The sequence below is a fragment of the Candidatus Moraniibacteriota bacterium genome, assembly GCA_016699875.1.
In the GTDB taxonomy this organism is placed as follows: Bacteria; Patescibacteriota; Minisyncoccia; order Moranbacterales; family UBA1568.
In genome coordinates this window covers 902,560-913,403 of record CP064989.1, presented here as the reverse complement: position 1 = coordinate 913,403, position 10,844 = coordinate 902,560, and the positions used below count along the sequence as shown (strand labels likewise).

At 49.5% G+C, this 10,844-nt stretch carries 9 protein-coding genes; 3 read left to right on the top strand and 6 right to left on the bottom strand.

Features of this window, described 5'->3' with window-relative positions:
- Positions 1 to 63 precede the first annotated feature (63 nt).
- The 6 genes from IPK84_04375 to IPK84_04350 all read right to left on the bottom strand — a co-directional run bounded on the left by IPK84_04375 (position 64) and on the right by IPK84_04350 (position 8,237).
- The gene (locus IPK84_04375) at positions 64 to 1,368 is read right to left on the bottom strand and encodes a trypsin-like peptidase domain-containing protein (GenBank protein ID QQS15575.1); all 1,305 of its coding nucleotides are present in this window, start codon (positions 1,366 to 1,368) and stop codon (positions 64 to 66) included.
- A gap of 44 nt (positions 1,369 to 1,412) precedes the next feature.
- Positions 1,413 to 2,498 (bottom strand): peptidylprolyl isomerase, encoded by a 1,086-nt coding sequence (locus tag IPK84_04370; GenBank protein QQS15574.1) that lies wholly within the window; start codon positions 2,496 to 2,498, stop codon positions 1,413 to 1,415.
- 35 nt (positions 2,499 to 2,533) lie between these two features.
- Positions 2,534 to 2,941, bottom strand: a complete 408-nt coding sequence (locus IPK84_04365) for a hypothetical protein (GenBank protein ID QQS15573.1) — start codon at positions 2,939 to 2,941, stop codon at positions 2,534 to 2,536.
- A 437-nt stretch (positions 2,942 to 3,378) separates the two neighbouring features.
- Positions 3,379 to 5,463 (bottom strand): type IV secretion system DNA-binding domain-containing protein, encoded by a 2,085-nt coding sequence (locus IPK84_04360; protein QQS15572.1) that lies wholly within the window; start codon positions 5,461 to 5,463, stop codon positions 3,379 to 3,381.
- Between the two features lie 47 nt (positions 5,464 to 5,510).
- Complete coding sequence (locus tag IPK84_04355; protein ID QQS15571.1) at positions 5,511 to 6,776, bottom strand: hypothetical protein; 1,266 nt, start codon at positions 6,774 to 6,776, stop codon at positions 5,511 to 5,513.
- Between the two features lie 90 nt (positions 6,777 to 6,866).
- Positions 6,867 to 8,237, bottom strand: coding sequence for a hypothetical protein (locus IPK84_04350; GenBank protein QQS15570.1), 1,371 nt, complete (start codon positions 8,235 to 8,237; stop codon positions 6,867 to 6,869).
- An 8-nt stretch (positions 8,238 to 8,245) separates the two neighbouring features.
- On the opposite strand from IPK84_04350, the gene IPK84_04345 reads away from it, so the two are divergent.
- The 3 genes from IPK84_04345 to IPK84_04335 all read left to right on the top strand — a co-directional run bounded on the left by IPK84_04345 (position 8,246) and on the right by IPK84_04335 (position 10,823).
- Positions 8,246 to 9,538: a nucleotide sugar dehydrogenase gene (locus tag IPK84_04345; GenBank protein QQS15569.1), complete on the top strand. Its 1,293-nt coding sequence runs from the start codon at positions 8,246 to 8,248 to the stop codon at positions 9,536 to 9,538.
- A 24-nt stretch (positions 9,539 to 9,562) separates the two neighbouring features.
- Complete coding sequence (locus tag IPK84_04340) at positions 9,563 to 9,793, top strand: hypothetical protein (GenBank protein ID QQS15568.1); 231 nt, start codon at positions 9,563 to 9,565, stop codon at positions 9,791 to 9,793.
- 61 nt (positions 9,794 to 9,854) lie between these two features.
- Positions 9,855 to 10,823 (top strand): glycosyltransferase, encoded by a 969-nt coding sequence (locus IPK84_04335; GenBank protein ID QQS15567.1) that lies wholly within the window; start codon positions 9,855 to 9,857, stop codon positions 10,821 to 10,823.
- Positions 10,824 to 10,844 lie beyond the last annotated feature (21 nt).

The window sequence follows — 10,844 nt, the reverse complement described above, 5'->3', positions numbered from 1 at the left end:
GAAATAATAAAAAAGAAGTCTTTTGAGACTTCTTTTTTATTTCCTTGGCAGCGCCTCGGACACTTATTTCCGTTCTTCGAGCGTCACTTTCACGTCGCGCGTATCGCCCTTATGCCATACCTTGAGCGTCACCGTATCGCCCGCATGTTTTGAAGCAATCACGTCGGAGAGTTGATTCTCATCGTCGATCTTAACTCCGTCGATTTCCAGAATGATGTCATTCTCGACAATATCCGCTTTGTCCGCCGGAGAACCCGGGACAACCGCCAAATCAGTAATGTTTTGTCCGCGAACGATGAGCGCTCCATATTCAAAAGGCAGATTGTTCGCCTTTTGAATCTCCGATGTAATCGCAACCGATCGTACACCGAGAAACGGTGCCGATATCTTCCCGGTATTCTTCACTTCATCAAGCGCGCGTTTAATGCTGTTGACCGGTATCGCAAATCCGATATTTTGTGCGCCTTGTGCCATGGCAACATTAATGCCGATAACATCTCCTGAAAGACTAAGAAGTGGTCCGCCAGAGTTCCCCGGGTTAATAGCCGCGTCGGTCTGTATAATGCCTGAGAGGCGCTCGGAAGCACCCATGCCTGATCCCGCCACAAGACTTCGCTGCAATCCGGAGATAATTCCCCGACTTACCGTATTGGAGAATTCCCCAAGCGAATTCCCGATGGCAACTGCCGTCTGCCCCACACGCAAACTCTCCGAATCGCCGAGCTCGAGCGCCGGAAAATTATCTCCGTCGATTTTCAATACGGCAATATCCTGCACCGGATCACGCGCCAAAACACGCGCCACATGCTCCTTTTTGTCGCTCGTTATAACGGTGTAGTCCGCCTGTAAATCCTCGACAACATGCTTATTGGTCACAATAGTTCCATCCGAAGATACGAAGAAACCCGATCCTTCGCCAACCGTCTGTTTTTCAGTCTCCCCTGAATCGGAATTTGAATTATTCCCAAACGGACGACCAAAGAAAAACGAGGGAAAATTCGGGTCATCAAAAAAGCTCCTGTATTTGGGAACATCTTTTGAAATAACAACGCTTACAACACCCGGAGTGCTTTTCTCTACCAGAGAGACCAGAAGCGACTCTTCCGACGACACTGACGCCGGCAATGAAGACGATGCCCCTTGTCCGCCTGAATCTTTTGCGTTTTTTGTCATCTCCAATAAGGCAGGAGAAATGGGAAGTTTCAAGTCACTCGCGAGGCGTGGTCCGACCCACCAGCCGAGAATACCGCCAAAAACACCGAAGAGAAAACTTGCCAGAAGAAACGATGCGCCCCCATGATGACATGTCTTCCGGGGAGACACATCCGATCGTTCCGTCACCGGAACAGTTGTATCCGTTGTTTCCATACGAAGGATATACGAAATTACACCTGAGAAAAATCGATTCAGCCTTAAAAGACAAGTGACGGGTCGCCTTCGGATTGTTGAAGCGCATTCTTTTCAAAAGTACGCATTGACTCGTCCCGAAAAGCGACACTGCCACTTTTCGAATCCCAGAGATATCGACGAGGAAGAACAAAGACAACCGCTTCGCGCTTTTTGTCAGCAAGCCACTCCGGAAACGAGGGCTTTCGAGTAAATATCTGCCGCATCCGAACCATCTCTTTTCCGGATTCCGTCTTCCTGTCCGCAACAGTTACGATATGAAATCCAAGCGTACTTTCAAGTATCGAGCTTACCGCGCCGATCTCTTGAGTTCGCGCCACCTCCTGAAGTTCCGGAACTAACGAATCGATATCTACCCAACCAAGATCACCGCCGTTCTTCTTGGAATCACCTTCTGACAATTCTTCCGCCACCCTGTCAAACTGCACCCCATTCTTCAGTTCCGAATCAGCTTTTTCAATATTCGATTTCGCTGCCGAAACATCGCGTTCTTTCAAGAATGACGCCTCGAGCGCATCTCGGTAAAGCGACGGCACAACAATTTTCTCTTTAAATTCTTCGAGATTCCATCCGTAAAAATGCAAGAGTCGACTCTCGAGGTTCTCCCGACTTCCGCCCTGTTCACGAATCGCATCCTCAACCCTTGCTGTCACATCGTCATTAGAAAAACGAATACCTTTGCTCTGCGCCAAGAAAAGAATGATCCGATCCTCGACAAGTTTATTCAAAATATCTTTCTCCCGAAGCAGCAAACGACTCTTTCCATCCGGAGTACTAAAGTCCACACGAAGCCCTTTCTCTGCCAAGTCATCCGACTGAGATTCATAGAAGCGACGAACCGACTCTCGATCTTTATCAAGTTCTCCGTAAGAGATAAAAGCGCCGTCAGCAATCGCGACTGGAAACGGAAATATGCGGCGCAAAGCAATGCCGACCGACGCATCCGGAGCAAAGGCTACCAGAAGAGACACTATGAGCAACGTAAGAATACCTCCTATCAGAAACCCAAAAATCGCCGTTCGCACGCGAATTACCCCTCGCTTCTTCTTTGATTCCGGCTGATCTCCGGATAGCGCTACTGGTTGAGACATACCCAATTTGATAAGCGGCAATATATTCCAAACGGTTAACTTTTCCCGAAAAACTCTCGCCACCACTTGAGAGGATTCGGTTCAGCGTCTTTTGATGCGCCAAGCACGAATGATTCGCTCTGTGATGATGTGTCCGGTATGCTCCCTGATGCACTGACCCGGTCTCGTATAAAGACAACCTTCTCCCCCGCCTTCTGATATTCAAGAACACGCTTTGCCTCTCGTTCGCGGAATGTGTCCGACTGAAGATACTCGATTCGATCATTCAGTTTTCGATTTTCCTGATCAATGCGACGCGCTTCATCTTGCAAATCACGGATCTCCTCGGCGATTCCCCGATTTCGTTCAGATTCTTTATAGGCCCGATATCCCATCACACAACTCCCACCGATACCAATCAGTACGGCCAAAGCAGACAGAAGAGTAAACACCAGTCCTTTCATATCGCACCGGCTCAAGGCAAACGACTTATCGATACGTAAAGATAGGGGCAATAAGGAAGAATATCATCGATATAACCGCAAGAATCGAGATCACCACCCATGCAGCGTAGATACGTCGATAGCGTTTTTTGAACGGCGTCATAAAAGTCCTGCTAAAACTTGAGAGACAAAAGAAACCCGAAAGCGCACTTTAGTATAGCAAAAGAATTCGAGAGCGAAAATACCTGAAAAATTTCATTAGAGAGCTCTCTTCTCAAAAATCCTTCATGACTCGAGTCTTGGTCTTTTTCGGCTCCAAAATTTACTCTTGAGATAAACTCAACCCTGCGACATTCCCATTACTCCAGCCGGAATAACAAAACAACGAAAAACCATACTCGCGAATCACCACCTGAAGACTTGCCAATAGAAGAGGGGCTCTCTCTAGAGAGTTCTTACTAAGAATCTGAATGGCCATCAGCGGTTCGTTCGGACGAAAGAATCCTGCGAACTTCTCCCAAATCGATTTTCTCCTTGCTACGCTTAAAAGGTTTTGGAGCGATATATTGCATCTGCCCCAAAGAAAGCGGCGTCTCCATCGAGACATACGCCTTTGGAGCAAACGAATGGCGTTCGCGCGACACTTCCGATGGCGCATCTTCTCTGCGGGAGTACGCTGGATTTTCCTCGGAATGATCGTCCCGCACATGCTCCGAACGTTTCTCGGGCGATGCTTGGGAGGACTGCATGTCCACGCCTGTTCTCGTACGAGCAATCGTCTTCTGAAAACTTTTGAAGTGCTCTCGACAAAATGTCGGACGCTTCCCATCGGGCTTGAACGGAACGTCAATCTCGACACCACATACTGCACATACGGATTTGTACAGAGGTCGAGAACTGGGAGATGATATCTCATTTCCCGAATGCTCAGATGGGTCTCGTCGCAATCGATCAGCTGATTGCATGGAAGCGCTCGTCGTTCCCGTTAGAGACGGCGAATCCGAGGAAATCGTCAGTTCATTTGGAAGAGCGGAATTCCGATAAGGATGACCGGTTGGTATGCGCGAGGGGGATTCATGACGAGATATTCGATCAGGAGTAGATCGGTTGTCATGAGAAGAGCTCCTGAAGAATTCCTGCTGGCGCACCGATGAGGAAGGCGGCGTCGACAGAGAGCCATCGATTTCAACGGGAGCCTTTTTAGCAAGAGTCGTTTCGGCGCGCATTCGCATTCGCTCTTCAAAATTCTGCCGCTCCTCTTCAGTCAAGATACCAGTCCACCGGCGAATTTTATCTTCGACATCTTGCTTCTTGGCCGCGTACCGCTCCCGAGAAATACGAACCACCTTCTCAGCATTTTCATCACTCTCCGGCAGATCGATCGGAGGAAGCGTCGTCGCACTGAAAGCATCCCCGGAGATGCCGTCAATCATGAGCTTGAGATAGATATGGTACTTTTCCAAGTTTACAATATCCGTTGCCAAGAAAATCGGGGAGAACTCTTTTTCAAGGAATTCCGCATCAGTCGCTCCAACACGAAAACTGATAATCGTTCCCGTATTGCCAAAGATCGCATCTCGAACCGATTCTTCGATTTGCAAAATATACTGGTTTGCAAGAATCAAATTCAGCCGATATTTCCGCGCCTCGGAAAGAATATTACCAAATGACTCCGTTGCGAAATTCTGAAACTCATCAACATAAAGATAGAAGTCCTGGCGATCATCTTCCGGAATGTCCACACGCCCCATCGCCGCAAGCTGTATCTTGGTAATCATCATTGCGCCGATAAGAGCACTATTGTCTTCCCCGATACGCCCCTTCGAAAGATTCATGATAAGAATCTTCCGACGGTCCATGATATCGCGAACATCGAATGACGAGACGGTCTGCCCGACAATATTTCGGATGAGCGAACTCGAGAGGAATTGCCCGACTTTGTTTTGGATCGGTGCAATCACTTCCTGCAACACGCGGTCATTCCACTTGGTATATTCATCAACCCAAAATGACTTCACGACCGGATCCGTCACCTTGTCGACGACACGTTTGCGATACTCCTTGTCAACCAGGATGCGCATCACACCCAAAAGCGTGCTCCCCGGATATTCCAGAAGCGCCAAAATCGCATTGCGCAAGATATACTCGAGGCGCGGTCCCCAAGAGTCCGCCCAAATCTTCTTGAAAACGCCGACCAAGCCGGAAGCAACCAGGTGCCGGTACTCCGCCGACACATGTTCCATCACATTGAATGCTACCGGGAAATCCTGATCTGACGGATTGAAGTAAATGACGTCATTGACGCGCGACGGCGGAATAGCGCGAATCAGCTTCTCCGCCGTATCGCCATGCGGATCAATGAAAGCGACGCCGTGTCCGTGTTGAATATCTTGAATAACCAGATTCTCGAGCATATTAGTCTTCCCCATGCCCGTTTTCCCAATGACATACATATGCCGACGACGATCATCGGCTTTGATACCGAAAACCCGATCTTCGTTCCGGAAGTTCGTCTTGGCGAAATAGGTAATATTGTCAGACATAGGAGAACATCAAAAAGTCGAGGGACACCCGAGAAAAACCGACATTATCACAATTGTATCGGCAAATTCTGCGGAGCAGAACCCCGCTTCGCCGAAATACGAGGCAAAGACGGCGCCACAACGTTCATGTCAGGAATATGAAAAATCGTCGCCAGTTCCGCCGTACTCAGCGCCAGCATCGGAACCGGGGAATCCGGATCGCGGAATTTATACCGACGGAGGAGCTTGCGCTGCCGATAACGCATACGAATATCGGTCATCAAATAGTTCGCGTAAGTCTTCGACGCGTCGTTCGGTTTGAATCCGTTTAAGTTGAAGTCATTGAATTGCTTAAGCCCGCCAAAAAATGCCGAGACAAAAGATTTGTCAAATCCCTTCTTTTTGCCGATATAAATCATGCGAAGGCGGGATCCGAACACATTGCGCCCGATATTCGCTTCAAGTGCCTTTACTACCTCCTTCTCAACCGGTGTCAACTGGTATTCGAGAAAATCTTTTTTCTCCGGTTTGTCACTCGAAGATGCAAATTCCACCGGACCAAAGAATGCCTTCGGCACCGCCGTCGCGATTTCTCCGATGCCGGATGTGAGATCGCCCAGCACAGATGTCGGTTTCACCTTGGTAGCGCGTCCGATAATTTCATCAAGAAGCGCCTTTCCGGTATTGTAGTAGTCTGGTTTGAGCGGTGTGATAATCATCTGAAACCAGAGCTTCTGCCCCGGCGGCAACTTACCAAAACTTTCAAACAGCCCCGCGAGCGGATCGATCATTTTCCCCGAAACATCCTCCTCGTAGTAGTGGTAAGTTTTGATTGGATAGGGATCCGGCTTAGTGAATTCGATATCAGCTCCAAAGAGATCCCAATCGCGATTCGGCGCGCCTTTCGGAATCCGATCAACATAATCAGACACCTCCATTATTTCAACATTCGGATACTGAGCGTAGAAATACGCTTCAATGAGATTGCGAAATACGACCGGTGTCCGCACGTAGAGATGCGTACCATCGACGCCGTCACCCACTATCTCCAGACTGATAAGCGGCGGGAGATACCCTTGCACATACGTCTCAACGACCGTCGGACCCTTATCAACGCCCGCGATACCATCGAATATCGTCTCCATCACCTTGGGACTCTTTTCGATATCGCGAGGCGGAATAATCTCGAGAAGCACTGTCTTTGTACTCTCTATGTATTGATTCTGGATGTGGTCCATCCAGAGAAACTTGAAGATAAAATAGAGAGATGGCGGAAGCACCAGAAACCATACCTCTCCCATGACGTTCCAAATAGACAGGAACGCCTCCGACATATCCGAAAAACTCTGCAGTATAATAGTGCCCATGGGATAGTTCGTTGAAAATCCCTAACGACATTCCGCAATCGAATCAATAGATCCCTCTTATTTAGCTCTCCTCTTCGATTCCTTGAGACAATATGCGCCTTCCGGCGTACGAACGAAAAATGCATTCAAGTTGATTACCACCGTCGACGCCTTCACATCGCGAACTTTGAGCACTTCAGCTACCAATTCTTCACGTTTCATCGGTACGCCTCGCTCCCGAAGAATCTCCTCCGCCACTTCGCGAACGGTTCCGCGACGAAACCCCCACTCGACGAGTGCGTATGTGCCTCGACCCACCAAGACAAATCGCTTATCTTTGATCAGTTCATTGTGCACCGTTTGCGGATGCGTCACCTTTCCCGGTTTCTGCAGTCCGGACAGGTCAATCTTTGCCGCTATCTCGCGGAAGTGAAGTGGTTTTCCTTCAGCATGTACCACCAAGTACGCGCGCTCGCGAGTTCCTCGCGGGCAGATATCGCTCCATTCGGGAAGTCCCCACTGACCAAATGGGTTCTTGCGACAGCCTTCCGATACAGCAAGAAAATCCAATATTGTTTTCTGAGAAATTCCCTTTAGTGAAGAATCCTTACTGACTCGCTTCAGAAACTCCGCTTCGGGAAGCGATGCACCGTTCTCCACCAGCACCGATTTCGCCGCCGTGTTTACTGCAATCCACAATTCCAATTCAAAAGAAACAAGCGCCAGAGCGGGAACCATAGACGCGCTCTCAAGCGATCGGAAGCGCTCTGATAGCACCGCAAGAAAAAACCGCACTGCTCCACGCTCCCTCGCATCCGTTCCGGCTATCGTGTCGAAGAACTCTTCCCTCTCCATAATACCACTTTTGCCACTGAGCGTCGATTCCATGCGCTTTGACACCTCCTCGAGCGATGCCGGGTACCGACGCGCGCGAACATTTCCAAGAAGCACCGAAATAATTTGACGAATCCGCTCGCGCGTAATGCCATAGGTTTTCCCGATCTCTTCGAGCGTCATCGGTTCTTTTCCGCCAGCTCCATAGCGAGCCGAAACAATCGCAACCGCCCGCGGCGATATGGAATGAAGGAAACGGTGAAATGCCGTTCCATAGAACCCTCGGGAAATCACCTCTTTGCGAGAGGATTTCTCTGTTTTCTTAGCAAACACCTGCTTTCGGCTCTGGAGCGATTTTTGAGCAATTTTCCCCTCCGCTCTCGTGTCTCGGGCTGTCATAATGATGCATTCTTCGGATAAAATTGAGTGAAATAATATTAGCGCACAATACAATGTTTTGTCAAGACCGATAACCGCTCTCTCTTCCCGAAGAGAGAATGCCACTAAGAAGCACCGGAAAACACCTCCCCCGCAAGTTCCCCGGCATTCATCTCGACGTCTCCGCTCTTTTTTCGTACAATGAGTGGTGAGGGACAGGAAGAATAATCTGCTCATGCGCCATTATGAAAGAAGTCGAGAAAAAAAATATCGCCGTTGGCATTGTCGGATTGGGATATGTCGGATTGCCGCTTGCCGTTCGAGCCAAAGAACGAGGATACGAAGTCATCGGATTTGATCTCGATGAAAAAAAGAATTCTCTCATCAGCCAAGGGAAAAGTCCGATCGAAGACCAATATCTCGAAGAGCATCTCCCGCAATATCCGTTCCCGGCTTCTTCCGATCCGCATACACTCGAACAGGCAGACATCATTCTTGTGTGCGTCCCGACACCGGTAGACGAACTCTACACTCCGGATCTCACTCCGGTTATCGGCGCCATGAAAACCATCGCCGATCATCTCAAAAAAGGCGCGCTCGTCGTCCTTGAATCAACCGTCAATCCGGGTGTTTCCGAAGAAATAGTTGTCCCCATCTTCAAGCAAGCCGGACACGCTATCGGAAAAGACGTGTTTCTCGCTCACTGCCCCGAGCGCATCAATCCGGGAGATGCCGTGTGGAATGTCACCAACATCCCCCGCGTCGTCGGTTCACTCGATGCAACCGGATTGAAGCGTGCACTCGAGTTCTATCGATCCATCGTCGATGGCGAGATCCGCCCGATGAAATCCATCCGCGAAGCGGAAGCGGTCAAAGTCGTCGAGAATTCTTTTCGCGATATCAATATCGCCTTCGTAAATGAACTCGCCCGATCTTTTGACCGACTCGGTATTGATGTCGCCGACGTCATCCGCGGCGCCGCCACCAAGCCTTTCTCGTTCCTTGCGCATTTCCCTTCCTGCGGCGTGGGCGGACACTGTATCCCCGTCGATCCATATTATTTGATCGAGCGCGCCAAGAAAGCCGGGTTCGATCACAAGTTTCTGCGACTTGCACGGGAAATCAACAACGACATGCCGGGCTATACCGTCGAACTCTTACAGGATGCCTTGAATGCCGTAAAGCTCCCTCTCAACGGAACAACCGTCGGCGTGCTTGGCATCGCCTACAAGGCAAATATCGACGACGTACGCGAATCGCCGTCCGTCCGTATCATCGAGCATCTCAAGAAGCACTCCGCAGAAGTCGAGACCTTCGACCCGCACATTCTTGATCGATCAAGCCTGAAATCCCTCGATGCCATCCTCAAAAAATCCACCGCGCTCATCCTGGCGACCGACCACACCGAATTCAAAGAGGCTATCACGCCGGCACTTCTCAAGAAGCACGGAATCAAAGTCTTTATCGACGGCAAGAATGCCTTTGACAAGAATCTCTTCCGAACATCGGGCATCATTTACAAAGGCATCGGGCGATAACAATCAGCACAGAGTATTACGCATATGTTCCACCTCCTTCGACTCGCCATTTGGGTTGTCGGCGCCGCAGTCGTCGGAAGTTTTCTGTTGAATTTTTTCCACTATCAAATAGACTGGTCATATGTCCGAGAGAGCCGCAATCGCTGTTTTGGTGCAGCGCTCGAGTGCCAGCAGGATATCGCAAAGAACGGATCCGGGAATGCCCGTTGCAAAGTTGCCTGCTTCGAGTTCAGCAAACTCGTAGAAAAGCAGTGATGATATCTCCCTTTCTCCCCTCTTTGATCTTCTCGATTCTAAGTCCTCTCAATCTCTCTTTATGAAACTTATCGTAAACATTCCCGCGTACAATGAGGCGGAGAAAATCGGGGAAACCATACGGAGAATACCTCGAACACTCAAAGGTATCGACGAAATCGTCGTGCACGTGGTGGATGACGGATCAACCGATCACACCAGCGAAATCGCTCAAGAGGCTGGCGCCAATCGCGTCATCGTGCATCAGCGGAATCGCGGACTCGGGAAAGCCTTCCGCACCTCGGTTGAAGCCGCACTTGAAGCCAATGCCGACGTTATGGTGAATATCGATGCCGACGGGCAGTTTGATCCGAACGACATCGGCACGATTCTTGCACCCGTACTTGCCGGAACAGCCGACATCGTAAGCGCCGATCGATTCGGAGAGCATGCCGCAAAAAACATTCCCCTCATCAAAGACCGCCTCAACCGACTTGCCGCACGCCTCATTTCCGGCTTCCTCAAAACACCCATACAGGATCTCACATGCGGCTTCCGGACCTACAGCCGCGAGTCACTACTCCGTCTCAACCTCCTCGAAAATTTCACCTACACACAGGAGGTTATCATTGATGCCATTGGCAAGGGACTCAAGATCGTCTGGATTCCCGTTTCCGTCACCTATTTTGCCGAGCGGAAATCCAAAATGACGAAGAGTATCGTGAATTATATCCGGCAAAGCTCGCGCATCATCGTCAAAGCCGTTCGCGATGTCCGCCCGATGAAGTTCTTTGGCATTCCCGGATTCATTCTAATCGGCATCGCCGTTCTCCTCTTCTTCATATTTTTCGGTTTCTACGTACAAGATTTTAAGATCTCTCCGTATCGGAACTATCTCTTTTTCTCCGCGCTCTTTTTCATCATCGGTCTCCAATTTGTTGTCTTCGCTCTCCTTGCCGATATGGTCAAGTCCAATCGAAGACTCATCGAAGAACAGCTCTACCTGACAAAGAAAAACCTCTCTGCAAAAAGAGAAGAAACTGAAAAATAACAAAAAGATTCAGATCCAAAC